The 14,548-nt window shown below is 74.7% G+C and carries 15 protein-coding genes and 2 pseudogenes; 8 read left to right on the forward strand and 9 right to left on the reverse strand.

Features of this window, described 5'->3' with window-relative positions; genetic code table 11:
• Positions 1 to 100: 100 nt before the first annotated feature.
• The 4 genes from AB0G13_RS23760 to AB0G13_RS23775 all read left to right on the forward strand — a co-directional run bounded on the left by AB0G13_RS23760 (position 101) and on the right by AB0G13_RS23775 (position 5,091).
• Entirely contained in the window at positions 101 to 1,396 is a 1,296-nt protein-coding gene (locus tag AB0G13_RS23760) for an ABC transporter ATP-binding protein (protein WP_357878001.1), read from the forward strand.
• Positions 1,397 to 1,443: 47 nt separating this feature from the next.
• Complete coding sequence (locus AB0G13_RS23765; RefSeq protein ID WP_357878004.1) at positions 1,444 to 1,908, forward strand: DUF4442 domain-containing protein; 465 nt, start codon at positions 1,444 to 1,446, stop codon at positions 1,906 to 1,908.
• Between the two features lie 61 nt (positions 1,909 to 1,969).
• The gene (locus AB0G13_RS23770; protein WP_357878007.1) at positions 1,970 to 2,722 is read left to right on the forward strand and encodes an HAD-IA family hydrolase; all 753 of its coding nucleotides are present in this window, start codon (positions 1,970 to 1,972) and stop codon (positions 2,720 to 2,722) included.
• Entirely contained in the window at positions 2,719 to 5,091 is a 2,373-nt protein-coding gene (locus AB0G13_RS23775) for a glycosyl hydrolase family 65 protein (RefSeq protein WP_357878011.1), read from the forward strand. The genes AB0G13_RS23770 and AB0G13_RS23775 overlap by 4 nt, the downstream gene beginning before the upstream one ends.
• 199 nt (positions 5,092 to 5,290) lie before the next feature.
• Here the strand turns inward: AB0G13_RS23775 and AB0G13_RS23780 are convergent, their stop codons facing one another.
• Entirely contained in the window at positions 5,291 to 5,470 is a 180-nt protein-coding gene (locus AB0G13_RS23780; protein ID WP_357878014.1) for a hypothetical protein, read from the reverse strand.
• 172 nt (positions 5,471 to 5,642) lie between these two features.
• Here AB0G13_RS23780 and AB0G13_RS23785 point away from each other — a divergent pair, with 172 nt between their 5' ends.
• Positions 5,643 to 6,302 (forward strand): dienelactone hydrolase family protein, encoded by a 660-nt coding sequence (locus tag AB0G13_RS23785; RefSeq protein ID WP_357878017.1) that lies wholly within the window; start codon positions 5,643 to 5,645, stop codon positions 6,300 to 6,302.
• 54 nt (positions 6,303 to 6,356) lie between these two features.
• Here the strand turns inward: AB0G13_RS23785 and AB0G13_RS23790 are convergent, their stop codons facing one another.
• Positions 6,357 to 7,487 (reverse strand): AI-2E family transporter, encoded by a 1,131-nt coding sequence (locus tag AB0G13_RS23790; RefSeq protein WP_357878020.1) that lies wholly within the window; start codon positions 7,485 to 7,487, stop codon positions 6,357 to 6,359.
• Between the two features lie 203 nt (positions 7,488 to 7,690).
• Between AB0G13_RS23790 and AB0G13_RS23795 the strand changes: the two genes are divergently transcribed.
• The 3 genes from AB0G13_RS23795 to AB0G13_RS23805 all read left to right on the forward strand — a co-directional run bounded on the left by AB0G13_RS23795 (position 7,691) and on the right by AB0G13_RS23805 (position 9,516).
• Positions 7,691 to 7,873: an antitoxin gene (locus AB0G13_RS23795; RefSeq protein WP_357878023.1), complete on the forward strand. Its 183-nt coding sequence runs from the start codon at positions 7,691 to 7,693 to the stop codon at positions 7,871 to 7,873.
• Between the two features lie 196 nt (positions 7,874 to 8,069).
• On the forward strand, positions 8,070 to 9,275 hold the full coding sequence (locus AB0G13_RS23800; RefSeq protein ID WP_357878026.1) for a cytochrome P450: 1,206 nt from the start codon (positions 8,070 to 8,072) through the stop codon (positions 9,273 to 9,275).
• Positions 9,276 to 9,279: 4 nt separating this feature from the next.
• A complete protein-coding gene (locus tag AB0G13_RS23805) occupies positions 9,280 to 9,516 on the forward strand; it encodes a ferredoxin (protein ID WP_357878029.1) in 237 nt (78 codons plus the stop codon).
• A gap of 144 nt (positions 9,517 to 9,660) precedes the next feature.
• Here the strand turns inward: AB0G13_RS23805 and AB0G13_RS23810 are convergent, their stop codons facing one another.
• The 7 genes and pseudogenes from AB0G13_RS23810 to AB0G13_RS23840 all read right to left on the reverse strand — a co-directional run.
• Positions 9,661 to 10,263, reverse strand: coding sequence for a hemerythrin domain-containing protein (locus AB0G13_RS23810; protein WP_357878032.1), 603 nt, complete (start codon positions 10,261 to 10,263; stop codon positions 9,661 to 9,663).
• 182 nt (positions 10,264 to 10,445) lie between these two features.
• Positions 10,446 to 11,111: a C39 family peptidase gene (locus tag AB0G13_RS23815; protein ID WP_357878035.1), complete on the reverse strand. Its 666-nt coding sequence runs from the start codon at positions 11,109 to 11,111 to the stop codon at positions 10,446 to 10,448.
• Between the two features lie 358 nt (positions 11,112 to 11,469).
• Positions 11,470 to 11,878 (reverse strand): annotated as a pseudogene (locus AB0G13_RS23820) (TIGR03618 family F420-dependent PPOX class oxidoreductase).
• Between the two features lie 31 nt (positions 11,879 to 11,909).
• The gene (locus AB0G13_RS23825; RefSeq protein WP_357878038.1) at positions 11,910 to 12,242 is read right to left on the reverse strand and encodes a YkvA family protein; all 333 of its coding nucleotides are present in this window, start codon (positions 12,240 to 12,242) and stop codon (positions 11,910 to 11,912) included.
• Between the two features lie 46 nt (positions 12,243 to 12,288).
• Positions 12,289 to 13,107, reverse strand: a complete 819-nt coding sequence (locus AB0G13_RS23830; RefSeq protein WP_357878041.1) for a hypothetical protein — start codon at positions 13,105 to 13,107, stop codon at positions 12,289 to 12,291.
• Between the two features lie 240 nt (positions 13,108 to 13,347).
• Positions 13,348 to 13,716, reverse strand: coding sequence for a hypothetical protein (locus AB0G13_RS23835; RefSeq protein ID WP_357878044.1), 369 nt, complete (start codon positions 13,714 to 13,716; stop codon positions 13,348 to 13,350).
• Positions 13,717 to 13,903: 187 nt separating this feature from the next.
• Positions 13,904 to 14,548, reverse strand: a pseudogene (locus AB0G13_RS23840) (hypothetical protein); the annotation flags it as partial.

A 14,548-nucleotide genomic window follows, 5' to 3' on the forward strand; every position in this document is an offset into this window, starting at 1 on the left:
CCGTCACAAGCCGAACATGGAACGTTTACCCGATGTGCGAACCGGATGATCCTCGTCACAGTCATTCGGGGTTCGGCCGACGAGCTGGGGGGAGGGCACGGTGACAACCGTCGCGCTCAAGGATGTCACGAAGGTGTTCAGGGACGGCACCCTCGCCGTCGACAGCGTCAATCTCGACGTCAACGACGGCGAGTTCATGGTGCTGCTCGGCCCGTCGGGCTGTGGCAAGTCGACGGTGCTGCGGATGGTCGCCGGGCTGGAGGACCCGACGTCGGGCGCGGTGATGCTCGACGGCGAGCTGGCCAACGACCTGCCGCCGCGCGACCGGAAGATCGCCATGGTCTTCCAGGACTTCGCGCTCTACCCGCACATGACCGTCGGCGACAACATCGCCTTCCCGCTCAAGCTGGCCGGGTTGGAGCCCGAGCCGCGGGGCGAGCGGGTCACCGACGTGGCCAGCGCGCTCGGCATCGGCGACGTGCTCGGCCGCAAGCCCAGCCAGCTCTCCGGCGGGCAGCGCCAGCGGGTCGCGATGGGCCGGGCGATCGTGCGCCGCCCGGGCCTGTTCCTGATGGACGAGCCGCTGTCGAACCTCGACAGCGGGCTCCGGGCCGAGCTGCGCGCGGAGATCTCCGGCCTGACCCGGGAGCTGGGCGTCACCACCATCTACGTCACCCACGACCAGGCCGAGGCGCTGACCATGGCCGACCGGGTCGCGATCATGCGCAAGGGCGTCCTCCAGGACGTCGGCACCCCCACCCAGGTCTACGGCCGCCCGGCCACCCTCTACGTGGCCGCGTTCCTCGGCAGCCCGCGGATGAACCTGCTGGAGGCCTCGGTCTACGTCCACCTGGACCGCTACGTCACCCTCACCCTCGGCGACCAGTCGCTCTACCTGCCGTGGGACGACATCCGCAGCCGGGCGGTCGCGCACTACCACGGGGAGCGGATCGTGGTCGGGATGCGGGCCGAGGCGCTCACCCCGGTCGCGCCGGACACCCAGGGCGCGGTGTTGCACGGCCGGATCCGCTACCTGGAGCACCACGGGCACGAGTCGCTCGCCTTCCTCGACATCGGGGCCACCGCCATCGTGGTGGACGAGATGGGCGCCCGCGTCGACGCGCCCACCGGCCAGCGCGGCCTGCGCCGCTTCGGGCAGGTCATGCAGCGGCTGACCGGACGCGCCGTCGAGGAGGAGGCCGCCCCGGCCGCCGCCAACCGCACGAGCGTGCTCAACGACCCGGGCCGGCACCACCGGCGCCCCGCCGAGCTCGCGGTCCGGCTCGCGCCGTACCCGGGGGTCGCCGCCGGCCACCCCCTGGCCATCTCCGTGCGCATGGACGCGCTGCACTTCTTCGACGAGCGCGGCGACCGCATCGACGTGGGCTGGCGCTGACGGGGGCGGCCTTGCCGGCGAAGTTACCGACTAGTAACGTCGGGGCCATGACCATCGACTCGCGCCAGGTGGCGGCCGGCATCCTGGAGGCCGTGCCGTTCGCCCGCACGCTCGGCATCGAATTCGTCGAAGTGGCCCCCGAGGCGGAGGGCGGGGTGCGGGTGACCGTCCGGCTGCCCGACTCGCCGGCCACCCACAACCACGTCGGCGGCCCGCACGCCGGGGCCATGTTCACCCTCGGTGAGACCGCCTCCGGCGCGGTCGTGCTGGCCGCGTTCGCGCCGCTGCTCGACCGGGCCACGCCGCTGGCGGTGCGGGCCGAGATCGCGTACCGGAAGCTGGCGATGGGTCCGGTGCGGGCCACCGCGCGGCTCGGCCGACCGGTCGCCGATGTGGTCGCGGAGCTGGAGTCCGGCAGCCGGCCGGAGTTCCCGGTGCGGGTGGAGATCGCCACCGAGGAGGGCAAGCCGACCGGTGAGCTGACCGTGGTCTGGACGCTGCGCCCGAACTGAGCCGCGCGGCAAGCGGGCCGAAAGCGGTTTGCGGGCGCGGAGGTCTGGATAGATTCGTACCGTGTTGGGCCTGCCTGCTCACGTGACCGCCTGTCTCTTCGATCTGGACGGTGTGCTGACGCAGACCGCCCGGGTGCACAACGCCGCCTGGACCGAGACGTTCGACGGCTTCCTGCGCCGACGCGCCGCCGCCACCGGCGAGGAGTTCCGCCCCTTCGACCCGGGGCCGGACTACAACCGCTACGTCGACGGCCGGCCGCGCGCGGACGGGGTGCGCACCTTCCTCGCCTCCCGGGGCATCGTGCTGCCCGAGGGGTCGCCCGACGACCCGCCGGACACGGCCACCGTCAACGGCGTCGGCAACAGCAAGAACGCGCTGCTACTGGAGCGGCTGCGCACCCACGGCGTGGACGTCTACCCCGGCTCCGTCGCCTACCTGGAGGCGGCGGTCGCCGCCGGCCTGCGCCGGGCGGTCGTCACGGCCAGCGCGAACGGCCGGGAGGTGGTCGCCGCCGCCGGGCTGGAACCGTTGCTGGAGGGCCGGGTGGACGGGCTCGTCGCCCGCGCCGAGGGGCTGCGCGGCAAGCCGCACCCGGACACCTTCCTGGCCGGCGCGAGGCTGCTCGGGGTCGACCCGCGCAACGCCGCCGTCTTCGAGGACGCCCTCGCCGGGGTCGCCGCCGGGCGGGCCGGCGGATTCGGGTACGTGGTGGGCGTCGACCGGGTCGGCCAGGCCGCCGAGCTGCGCGCCCACGGTGCCGACGTCGTGGTCACCGACCTCGCCGACCTGCTCGACTCCGGGCGGCACGCGTGATCCGGGAACGCGCCTATCCGGTCGAGCCGTGGCACGTCCGGGAGACGCGGCTGGACATGGACGTCCTGGCCCAGTCCGAGTCGGTCTTCGCCCTCTCCAACGGGCACGTCGGGCTGCGCGGCAACCTGGACGAGGGGGAGCCGCACGGCCTGCCCGGCACGTACCTCAACTCCTTCTACGAGCTGCGCCCGCTGCCGTACGCGGAGGCCGGCTTCGGGTTCCCCGAGTCCGGCCAGACGGTCGTCAACGTGACCAACGGCAAGCTGATCCGGCTGCTGGTCGACGACGAGCCGCTCGACGTCCGCTACGGCGAACTCCTCGCCCACGAACGGGTCCTCGACCTGCGCGCCGGCACCCTGTACCGGGAGCTGCACTGGCGCTCCCCGGCCGGCCGCGAGGTCAGGGTCCGCAGCACCCGGCTGGTCTCGTTCACCCAGCGCGCCGTCGCCGCGATCAACTACGAGGTGACGGCGGTGGACGTCCCGCTGCGGCTGATCCTCCAGTCGGAGCTGGTGGCGAACGAGGCGCTGCCCCCGCAGAGCCGGGACCCGCGGGTCGCGGCTGTGCTGGAGTCGCCGTTGCAGGCCGAGGAGGAACTCACCACCCGCGACGGCGGGCTGCTGATCCACCGGACCAAGCTCTCCGGGCTGCGGGTCGCCGCCGCGATGGAGCACGAGGTGTACGCCCCGGCGCGGAAGACCATCGAGTCCGAGGGGTACGAGGACTGGGTGCGTACCACGATCGGCTGCGTGCTCCAGCCCGGCGAGACGCTGCGTGTGGTCAAGTACCTCGGCTACGGCTGGTCGAGCCGCCGGTCCCTGCCGGCGATGCGCGACCAGGTCGAGGCGGCCCTGACGGGGGCGCGGCTGGACGGCTGGGACGGGCTCCGCCGCGAGCAGCGCGAGTACCTCGACGAGTTCTGGGACGCCGCCGACGTGGTGGTGGAGGGCGACCCGGAGATCCAGCAGGCCGTCCGGTTCGGCATGTTCCACGTCCTCCAGGCGGGCTCCCGGGCGGAGCGGCGGCCCATCGCCGCGAAGGGCCTGACCGGCCCGGGGTACGACGGGCACGCGTTCTGGGACACGGAGATGTTCGTCCTGCCGGTGCTCACCTACACCCACCCCGCCGCCGTGCGGGACGCGCTGCACTGGCGGCACGGCACCCTGGCCGCCGCGCACGAGCGGGCCAGGACGCTCAACCTGGAGGGCGCGGCGTTCCCCTGGCGCACGATCGAGGGACCGGAGTCGTCGGGGTACTGGCCGGCGGGCACTGCGGCCTTCCACATCGCGGCCGGCGTCGCCGACGCGCTGCGGCGCTACGTGCAGGTCACCCAGGACACCGAGCTGGAACGGGAGATCGGGCTGGAGCTGCTGGTGGAGACCGCCCGGCTGTGGCGGTCGCTGGGCCACCACGACCGGCACGGCCAGTTCCACATCGACGGGGTCACCGGCCCCGACGAGTACACGGCGGTGAAGAACGACAACATCTACACCAACCTGATGGCGCAGCGGAACCTGATCAGCGCGGCCGACGCGGTGATGCGCTACCGCGACGAGGCGTTCCGCCTCGGCGTGACCGACGAGGAGGCGGCGGCCTGGCGGGACGCGGCGGCGTCCATGCACGTCCCGTACGACGAGGAGATCGACGTCCACGAGCAGGTCGAGGGCTTCACCCGGCTCCAGGAGTGGGACTTCGCGCACACGCCGCCGGAGAAGTACCCGCTGCTGCTGCACTACCCGTACTTCGACCTCTACCGCAAGCAGGTCGTCAAGCAGGCGGACCTGGTCCTGGCCATGCACTGGCGGGGCGACGCGTTCACGCCGGAGCAGAAGCTGCGCAACTTCCTCTACTACGAGCGGCGCACGGTGCGCGACTCCTCGCTGTCGGCGTGCACCCAGTCGGTGCTGGCGGCCGAGGTGGGTCACCCGGAGCTGGCGCACCTCTACCTGCGCGAGGCCGCGCTGATGGACCTGCACGACCTCAACGAGAACACCCGCGACGGCGTGCACATGGCCTCGCTCGCCGGCGCGTGGATCGCCCTGGTGGCCGGGTTCGGCGGGCTGCGCGACCACGACGGCAACCTCTCCTTCGCGCCCCGGCTGTCCAGCCGGCTCGAGCGGCTGGAGTTCTCGCTCCAGTGGCGCGGGATGCGGCTGCGGGTCGACGTCCGGCCGCACGAGACCACGTACGCGCTGCGCCACGGCGACCCGGGCGACGTGCTGGAGCTGCGTCACCACGGCGAGTCGGTCGAGGTCACCCGCCGGGAGCCGGTGACGATGCCGATCCCCCCGGCGGAGGTGTCCGGGCCGGCCCCGGAGCAGGCCGCGGGACGCGCTCCGCTGCTCCGCCTGCCGGAGAACGAGCCGTGACCTGCCGCCGGCCCGCCTGTGTCGCGGCGGGCCGGCGGCGTCGCTCAGCCAGGACCACCCCGTGACGGGCGGCCGGCGGTGCGGCCCGGAGCGGCCTGTCCCCGCGCGGGGCGGCTGACGGTGCCGCCCGGCTCGTCCCGCCCTGCGCGGGCCGGACCGGTTCGAGCCGTTCCCCGTGCGGTGGGGCTGGCGGTGCCGGTCAGAGCGGCCTGCCCTGCGACGGGCGGCCCGCCGCGTCGCGGGGCGCCATCGCCCGCGGGTCGTCGGCCGTGCGCGCCTGGGCCGCGTCGTCCGCCCAGTCCCGGCCGCGTTCGGTGTCCTGTTCCCGCCGGTCCCGGTCGGTGGTCTGCTGCCGGGTCTCCCGCTGCTGCTGCGCCATGGCGATCCTCGCGATCCGTCGGGGGCGCGGTTGCGCCGGTACGGTCTGCGGTCACCCGCCGCCTACCCGGGCCCCCCGGCGACAAACGCCGGTGCGCCGGGGCCGCTTGTCGGCGCCGGGGACGGGTATGCGGCCGGGAAGCGGGGGACGACCGAGGACGTACGGAGGCGAGATGGACGCGCGCAGCAGTGCGGTGACGATCCCGGCGGGGGACGCCGAACTCCCGGCCGACCTGCTGGTCCCGGCGGAACCGGCCGGCGTGGTGCTCTTCGCGCACGGCAGCGGCAGTTCCCGGCACAGCCCGCGCAACACGGCCGTGGCGCACGTGCTCAACCGCAGCGCCCTCGGCACCGTGCTGGTCGACCTGCTGACGCCCGCCGAGGACCGGGTGGATGCCCGGACCGCCGAGCTGCGCTTCGACATCCCCCTGCTCGCCGGTCGGCTCGCCGCGGTCGTGGACTGGCTGGCGGCGGAGCGGCCCTTCGGCGCGGTGCCGATCGGGCTGTTCGGGGCCAGCACCGGGGCCGCCGCCGCCCTGGTGGCGGCGGCGACCCGACCGGACCTCGTCGGCGCGGTGGTCTCCCGGGGCGGCCGTCCCGACCTGGCCGGCCCGGCCCTCGGTCAGGTGCGCGCGCCCACTCTGCTGCTGGTCGGCGGCCTGGACGAGCAGGTGATCACGCTCAACGAGCAGGCGCAGGAGGCGCTGCCGGAGACGGCCGAGCTGACGGTGATCCCGGGGGCGACCCACCTCTTCGAGGAGCCCGGCACCCTGGAACAGGTCGCCCACTGCGCCGCCGACTGGTTCACCACCCACCTCCCCACCCCCCACTGACGACCGCCTCCGCCCTTCCCGCCCCGGCCCCTCCACCTGGTAGCGCGGGCGGGTTCAGGCGGGGTTCGGTGGTGGGGGCGTGGTCGTCGGGTGCTGGCGGTGCTGCTGGATGGTGTCGACGACCCGCCAGACGACGGCGGTGATCGGCACCGAGACGAAGGCCCCGGCGATGCCGGCGATCAGGGTGCCGGCGGTCACCGCCACCAGGATCACCGCCGGGTGCAGGCGCACCTGACGCTTCATGATCAGCGGCTCCAGCAGGTTGCCCTCGATCTGCTGCACGGCGATCACGGCGGCCAGGACGAGCAGCGCGGTCACCGGCCCCTTCGCCGCGAGCGCGACCAGCACCGCCACGGCGCCGGCGACGGTCGCCCCGATGATCGGGATGAAGCCGCCGAAGAAGGTGATGAGCGCGAGCGGGAAGGCCAGCGGCACCCGGAGCACCACCAGCGCCAGGCCGATGCCGATCGCGTCGATCGCGGCGATCATCATCGTGCCCCGGCTGTACGCGCCGAGCGTGCGCCAACCGGCCCTGCCCGCCTCGGCGGTCACCGCCCGGTTCGGCCCGGTCGTCCGGGACAGCGTCCAGTGCCACATGGACCGACCGTCCTTGAGCAGGAAGAACAGCAGCACGAGCGCGAGCAGCGCCGAGCCGACCACCTCCGCGGCCGTCCTGGCGCCGGAGACCGGGTCGACGGAGCCCTGCCCGACCCCCTGGCGGGCCTGGTCGAGCAGCCGGTCGAGCTGTTGGTCGCTGACCGGCAGCGTCGAGGTCACGAACTCGCGGGTCCGTCGCAGGCCCTGCCCCAGCTCCTGGCTCAACTCGCTGAACTGGCCCGCGGTGAGGCTCCACACCAGCGCGCCGACGCCGAACAGCAGGCCGAGCAGCAGCAGCACGGTGAGCAGGGCGGCCAGTGCGGCGGGCAGCCGGAGCCGGCGCAGCGCGAGCTGCACCGGGTCGAGCAGCGCGGTGAGGAAGACGGTGGCGGCCAGCGCGATGGCCAGCGGCGCGAGCAGCACGGCGATCTTTCCCAGCAGGTACAGCCCGGCGACGATCACCACCAGGCAGGCGCTCCACACCACCGCCGAGCGGACCAGCCAGGGAAGCGCGGCCCAGGTCTGTCGTGGGCCCGTGTCCCGGCCCGTCGTCCCCTCGGGCGTACGCCCGGCATCGTCTGCGACCACGTCGGCCCTCCTCGATCTCCGGCGAGTCGGTACCCGGCCGGCGTCCCTCCGACACCCGCGTCCCCTTTCACGCTAGATGGGCGGCCGACGCGTCGGAGGGCCACCGACCGTTTCCCGATCGCCCTCCGGCCGCCTCTCCGTCGCGTTTGCGCCCCCGACCTCAGGGAAGGCAGAGATCGGACCCGGATTCGAGGAGGACCCCGATGAGTGACTTCATGGACAAGGCCAAGGACTTCGCCGACAAGCACGACAAGCAGGTCGACCAGGGCCTGGAGAAGGGCGGCGACATGGCCGACCAGCGCACGGGCGGCAAGTACGACGAGCAGATCGACAAGGGCGTCGACCAGGCCCAGACGCGCACCGGCGAGGGCGACCAGGTCCGCTGAGCCCGTCGTGCCGTCCCGGGTCGCCGCGCGGTCGGTGGCCCGGGACGTTCGCTTCCTGACGGATCGACGCGTATCGCTAGCCAAGGATCGACCGCTCTCGCTACTATCCGCAGTCGGAACATGGCTCAACGTGGAGTCGTCCCCGACCGGACCGGTGCCCACCCCTTGGGGCACCGTGACGAGAGGAAGTCATCCGGTGACCGAGGCCCCCGAGACGACCGGCCCCCAGCGCTATCCGTTCAGCGACCCCGACCGGCTCAACCTCGACCCGCGCTACGCCCGGCTGCGCCGGGACGAACCGCTCACCCGGATCCGGATGCCCTACGGCGAGCCGGCCTGGCTCGCCACCCGCCACGCCGACGTCCGGACCGTGCTCGGCGACCCGCGGTTCAGCCGGGCCGCCTCGGTGGGCCGGGACGAGCCCCGCAACACGCCGCGGCAGCAGGAGGGCGGGATCCTGTCGATGGATCCGCCGGAGCACACCCGGCTGCGTCGGCTGGTGGCGAAGGCGTTCACCGCCCGGCGGGTGGAGCAGCTGCGACCCCGGACCAGGGAGGTGGCCCACGAGTTGGTCGACGGCATGCTCGCCGCCGGCCCGCCGGCCGACCTGGTGGCGCACCTGGCGACCCCGCTGCCGATCCGGGTCATCTGCGACCTGCTCGGAGTCCCGGTGACCGACCAGGACCGTTTCCACACCTGGTCCGAGGCGATCGTGTCGACCACCTCGCTGAGCCCGGAACAGGCCCAGGAGTACATCGACAACCTGTTCGCGTACATGGGCGAGCTGATCGCGCGGCGGCGCGAGCAACCCACCGACGACCTGCTCGGCGCGATGGTCCGGGCCCGGGACGCCGACGACCGGCTCGCGGAGGACGAGGTCGTGCGGCTGGCCGCCGGGCTGCTCGCGGCCGGGCACGAGACGACCGTGACCCAGATCCCCAACTTCGTGTACGCCCTGCTCACCCACCCCGACGAGTGGGCCCGGCTGCGGGCGCGGCCGCACCTGGTGCCGGCGGCCGTCGAGGAGCTGATGCGGTTCGTGCCGCTCGGCGCGTCCTCGGCCTTCGCCCGCTACGCCACCGAGGACGTCGAGCTCGGCGGCGTGCTGGTGCGGGCCGGCGAGCCGGTGGTGGTCTCGATCCCCTCGGCCAACCGGGACGAGGCGGTCTTTGCCGAGGCGGAACGACTCGACCTGACCCGGCAGGTGAACCCCCACCTGGGTTTCGGGCACGGGGTGCACCACTGCGTCGGCGCGCAGCTCGCCCGGATGGAGCTCCAGGTCGTCCTGGAGACGCTGATCGCCCGCACGCCCGACCTGCGGTTGGCCGTGCCGGAATCCGAGCTGACCTGGAAGAGCGGCCTGCTGGTCCGGGGGCTCGTCGCCATGCCGGTGAGTTGGTGAAGGGATGAGTGGGATGGACGAGCAGTGGCGGGTGCACGTGGATCCGACCCGGTGCATCGGGTCCGGGATCTGCGCGGGCACCGCGCCGGAGCACTTCGTGCTGGTGGGCGGGTTGGCCCGGCCGCTCGCCGAGCGGGTGGCGCCGGACGACGCGCTCATGGACGCCGCGGACTCCTGCCCGATGGAGGCGGTCATCGTCTCCGAGGCGGACGGCCTGCGCCGGATCGCGCCGGAGCCCTGAGCCGGCCCGGCAACCGGAGACCCCTCGGCAGGCGCCGCGCGGGCCGGCGAGGGCCGCCCGAGGCGGCAAGGGCCGCGCGCCGGCCGGTGGGTACGCCGGTGGCCACGCCCCGGGCCGGGCGTGGCCACCGTGGGTAGGGGCGGGTCAGCGCTGCTTCTCGCCCAGCTCCGCCATCGACGTGGCGCGTCCGCTCAGCGCGTCCCGCATCCGGTCCACCAGGCCGGCACCGGGGTTGAGCAGCCGGTTCGCCGGCGGTCGGTCAGGCGCGGCCGGGTGCGGTCGGGTCGGGGCGGTCTTCTTGGTCGCCTCCACCTTTCCGGCCAGCTCGACCATCTCCTCGTGGGCGACCGCGGCGCGCAGGCGGGGGAAGAGGTCCGATTCCTCGTCCTTGACGTGGTGCCGGATCGTGCTGGTCAGGTGCGCCAGCAGCTCGTCGAAGCGCGGGTCGGACGGGTCGAGCGACTCCAGCTCCTTCATGGTCCGCTCGGCGTCGGCGTGCTCGGAGATCTCGTGCTCGGCGATCTGGTTGCCGTCGGGCAACGCCTTGCGGGCGGTCGGATAGACGTGCATCTCCTCGGCGACGGCGTGGCGGACCAGCTCGGCGATCACCACGTCGGCCAGCTGTCGGCGGTGCTCGGGGGTGCCCTGCCGGCTCTCCAACTGCACGAAGAGTGACTCGACCTCACGGTGGTCGGCGGTCAGGACGTCCACCACGTCCTGCCCGGCGGTGTCTTGTGGGTTGGTCATGTCTGCCCCTTACCGGTTGCGGAACGGTCGGCTGTGGGCCTGGTACCCGAGAACCGGCGACCGAACCCACCGCGCCGCCGATCGACGCGGCTCACCGTCGCGCCGGTCGCCGCCCCACCTCGGGTCGGAGAGGACGCGCGAGGGCCGGCCCCCGCGTGGGGGCCGGCCCTCGTCGAGTCGGATCAGGACGAGTAACCGCGCTCGGCGATCCAGTTGGCGACCTTCTCCAGGGTCATCCAGTACTCGCCCTCGGGGGCGGCCGGGTCGGCGATCCGGATCAGGTCGCCGCCGTCCCGGTAGCCCACCAGGGTCAGGTAGTGCCCACCCTCGTACGAGTGCGGGTTGCCGACGGTGTCGACCGCGGTGCCCTTGACGTTCGCCACCACCGGCCGGCCCTCGTCCAGGGCCGCGACGACGTCGGACCGCAGCCGGTCGACCTGCTCCGGCTTGGCCACCGAATCCGGGATCTCGGTGGTCCGGTACCCGCGCCCGGTCAGCTCGTTGAGCACCCGGGTGGTGTCCAGGGCCGAATCGGTGCCGGCCTCGGTGGTGCCCAGCTTCTTGGCGACCTCGTCCTGGGAGAGCGCCTTGCCCAGCGCCGACAGGGCGATCCGGGTCGCGGCCGGGCCGCAGTAGTAGAAGTTGGGCTGCGCCTGGTACTGGATGCCCACCGTGCGCTCGGCGCGGCCGTTCTTGTCGGCGCGGCCGTCCTTGTCGGTGTGCAGCGAACCGACCGGGGTGGTCGCCGGCGGCGCCGCCTGGGCGGCCACCGCCGGACCCGCGAGGCATCCGCCGGCCACCAGCAGGCCGGCGACGGTAAGGCCACTCTTCTGGACGATCGAATTCATGGTCGGGCTCCAATCGGGGGTCGGCGCCTCCGGGGGACCGGGGGCGCGCAGCACCGGGGAAAGGCGCTCGGCTCGGGACTCGACAGGCCCGGAGCGGTCGGCCCACGGGCGTGTTCAGCGATGCAACGGCCCTGCTCCGACGGGCATTCCGGGCCCTGAGCCGGGGCGTACCGGCCGCACGTCGAGGTTCAACCGGGCCACGGCCGGCAGGATTCCGGCGTACGGATGCCCCACGTCACACGCCGCCCGCGGTGCCGTCCGTGCCGGGCCGGCCCGCCGGCCCACCGCCGGGGGTGCGGCGGGACGGACCGGTCGACGGTGCCCGGGGGGCGTGCCACGGGACGAACCGGTCAGCCGGTCACAGGCTGCCCAGCAGGCGGGTAACCGCGATCTCGATGACCACCCGGTCCGGATTCGGGCGGGGCGTCCGGTAGCGCTCGGCGTACCGCCGCTCGGCCTCGGCGACGGCCGGCCGGTCGGAGCGCACGACGGCCCGTCCCTCGATGGTCAGCCAGCGTCGCCCGTCGACGTGGCACACGGCCACGGGGGCGCCCCCGGGGCCGGCGGCGGCGACGTGCCGCGCCTTGCGGGACGCCCCGCCGGTGATCACCCGGGCCAGGCCGGTCGACGCGTCGAAGGTGACCCCCACCGGTACGACGTGCGGGGTGCCGTCCGCGCGCAGGGTGGTCAACGTGGCCAAGGTGCCGTTCCCGGCAGAACGCCACGACCCGCTCGTCGTGGGCCGTCAACCGATGGTCGCCGGGCATGTCCGTCCCCTGTCTCGCGGTGCGGCGCCGATCACGGCACGCGGCGGTGGGCCCGGTCGGGGTCGGCCGGCGCGGCCGGTGCGCCGGGCAGCGGTGCGCTCGCGGCGCGGCGCTGCCGGACCAGCCGGCCGAGGTAGAGCAGCGCGCCCGTCAGCACCGCCATGTCGTCCAGGTAGATGGGGTCGGGAAGCAGGTCGATCGGCAGGACGGTGTAGAGCAGCGCGCCGTAGAAGGCGACCTTGCCGTTCACCCCGAGCGTGCCGAGCAGCCGGCGGGTGCGGATCACGCGGACGGCCAGCACCACCGCGCCGACCAACGTGGCGACCGCCACGACGCCGACGACGACCCACGCCTCCCTGGACACACCGTCACGCTAGCCCAGCGGGACCGGTTTCGCCCGGCCCCGCCGGTCAGTACGCGGCAACCGCCGCCCGGCCCCGGGCCACCGCCGGCACCTCGCGGCCAGTCACCGTCGGGAACTCCCGGGTCTGCTCCGCCGCCGCGGCGCCCTCGATCAGCGGCAGCAGCGACTGCGACTCCTCGGGGCGGCGGTTGACCGCGGCGAACGCCTCGTCCCGCAGGCTGCGCGCCGCCTCGGCGGCGGTCTCGGCGGCCCGCCACGCGGCCTGCTCCCGCTCCCGGGCCGCCCGCTGCCGGGCGAGCAGGTTGTCCCGTACCGCCCGACGCAGCACCAGTTCCTGCTCGACCGGGTGCAGTCGGGGGTCCCAGCCGTTGCGGTGCGCGAAGACGTCGCTGAGCTGCTCGACCGACAGCTCCTTCCGCCAGTACGCGTCGAGGGCGGCCCGGTGCAGGAAGCGCTCGCGCTCGGCGTACTCGGCGGGCGTCCGGACGGTACGCGGAAGGGGCATCGCCTCGGCGACCGCCAGCCGGTGGACGTCCGCCTCGGCGGCCTCGTACGCCTGCCAGGCCGCCTCCACCTCCTCCTGCGCGGCCAGCCACTCGGCCCGCAACCGGGCGGCGGTGGCGGCGGCCCGTTCCGCGGCGACCGAGACCTCCCCGGCGTACCGGGACCGTTCGCGCGCCTCCTCGACCCGTTCCAGCTCGCTCGGCATCGCCGCGCGCCGGATCCGGGAACCGGCGTCGAACCGGAGGCGGCCGGGCCGCAGCAGCAGGCCGGCCACGGCGACGGCGACGACGCCGAGCAGGCTCAGCCAGATCACGGCGGCCCGGGGCACGTCCAACAGGACGGAGGAGAACACATTTTGCATGGTCAGCACCTCGCGGTCGATCGAGGGAAATCGACAGGGTCTGTGCCCGGCGTACGGGCGGGTGGGCATCGTGGGCGCGCGTGCGGGGCGTACCGCGGCGGTGGCCGCTCCGGCGGCGGGCCGACGGGTGGACGCCGGTGACGTGGCGACCGGAGCACGGGGCCGGGGCGGACGGAACCGCGTCGCGCGACGGCGGCCCGTCGCGCCGGCGCCCTGGGGTGCGAGACCGGTGGCCGACGGTCAGGCAGCGGGCGGACCGCGTCGGGCGGGGACGCCCCGGCCGGGATCGCGGGCGGGGCCGTCCGGACGGGCGACCGGAACGGCGGAGGTGTCGGCCCGTCGGGCCGCCGGCGGGGCGGCGGAGCCGCTGACCTGCTCGGCCACGGGCTCCCGGCGCGGCAGCGGCTGCGCGACCCGGGCGCTCGCGACGGCCGGAAGGGAGGCGGTGACGGCGGCCGGACCGGCGGCGGACGGCATCGGGGCCGGGGCGGCGGTCGCGCCGCCGAGGCCCACGGCGAGCACCAGCGCGGCGACCGCCAGTCGGGTCAGCTCGCGCAGCGAGCGCAGCGTGACCGACCAGAACGGGTCGACGGACGCTACGGACGGCACCCGTCCAACCTATCGCCCGCGCCCGGGTCGTGCAGCGCGGCGACGGCCCGGGATCGGGTGACCGCCGCCACGATGTCCGAAGTGGATCACAGCGGGTGCGAGCGCGTCCGTCGGGAACGACGCCGGACGTGCGACGGCCCACCCGGTGGTACGCCCGCCGGGTGGGCCGTCGTCGTGCGGGTGTGCGTCAGGCGTCGGTGCCGAGCACGGGTGGAGCGGCAGCCGCGCCGTCCCCCCAGACCATGTCGTCCTCCGTCAGCCAGGTCAGCCGGCCGTCGGCGGTGTCGTCGTCGTGCACTCCGTGGCCGCCGCCCAGGACGCCGGGGCGGTTCGCCCCGCCGGCCGCGCCGCGTGCGCCGCCGGCACGTCCCGTCCCGCTGGCCGCGCGGTCACCGGCGGTGCCCTGTCGTGCCCCGTCCCGGGCGTTGTCGAAGCGCCGGCCCATCCCGGTCGCGGACCGGTTGTCCGCCACCGGAGTGCCGCCCGCGGTCCGGACCGTCGAGGTCGGCGCGTTGCCGCTCGCGGCGAGGGCTCCGGTGCCGAACACGCCACCCGTCGGGCCGCCCTGCGGGCCGAACTGGAGGCCCGTGCCGGCCGAGGCCGTCGAGGTGCCGCCCAATCCGGCGGGACCCGTCGTGGCGGTCGTGCCGGTCAGCAGCGTGGCGCCGGCGAGGGAGGTGCCGGCCGCGACGCCGCCGGGAGTGCCGACGACCGTGCCGCCGGTTCCGCCGCCGCCCGGGTGCCCGCCGCCGACGGCGCCCGGGATGACCGTCCCGGTTCCGCCGCCGCCCGGTCCGGAACTCGGCCGGTCGGGGGCGGCGACGGTGGCGCC

Origin of the sequence: Micromonospora sp. NPDC023633, assembly GCF_040640035.1 — a bacterium.
In the GTDB taxonomy this organism is placed as follows: domain Bacteria; phylum Actinomycetota; class Actinomycetes; order Mycobacteriales; family Micromonosporaceae; genus Micromonospora.

Coding starts and splice junctions, on each gene's coding strand:
- AB0G13_RS23765 (WP_357878004.1), top strand. CDS start 1,444: ATGACCATCGACTCGCGCCAGGTGGCGGCCGGCATCCTGGAGGCCGTG.
- AB0G13_RS23780 (WP_357878014.1), bottom strand. CDS start 5,470: ATGGCGCAGCAGCAGCGGGAGACCCGGCAGCAGACCACCGACCGGGAC.
- AB0G13_RS23785 (WP_357878017.1), top strand. CDS start 5,643: ATGGACGCGCGCAGCAGTGCGGTGACGATCCCGGCGGGGGACGCCGAA.
- AB0G13_RS23795 (WP_357878023.1), top strand. CDS start 7,691: ATGAGTGACTTCATGGACAAGGCCAAGGACTTCGCCGACAAGCACGAC.
- AB0G13_RS23805 (WP_357878029.1), top strand. CDS start 9,280: ATGAGTGGGATGGACGAGCAGTGGCGGGTGCACGTGGATCCGACCCGG.
- AB0G13_RS23810 (WP_357878032.1), bottom strand. CDS start 10,263: ATGACCAACCCACAAGACACCGCCGGGCAGGACGTGGTGGACGTCCTG.
- AB0G13_RS23815 (WP_357878035.1), bottom strand. CDS start 11,111: ATGAATTCGATCGTCCAGAAGAGTGGCCTTACCGTCGCCGGCCTGCTG.
- AB0G13_RS23830 (WP_357878041.1), bottom strand. CDS start 13,107: ATGCAAAATGTGTTCTCCTCCGTCCTGTTGGACGTGCCCCGGGCCGCC.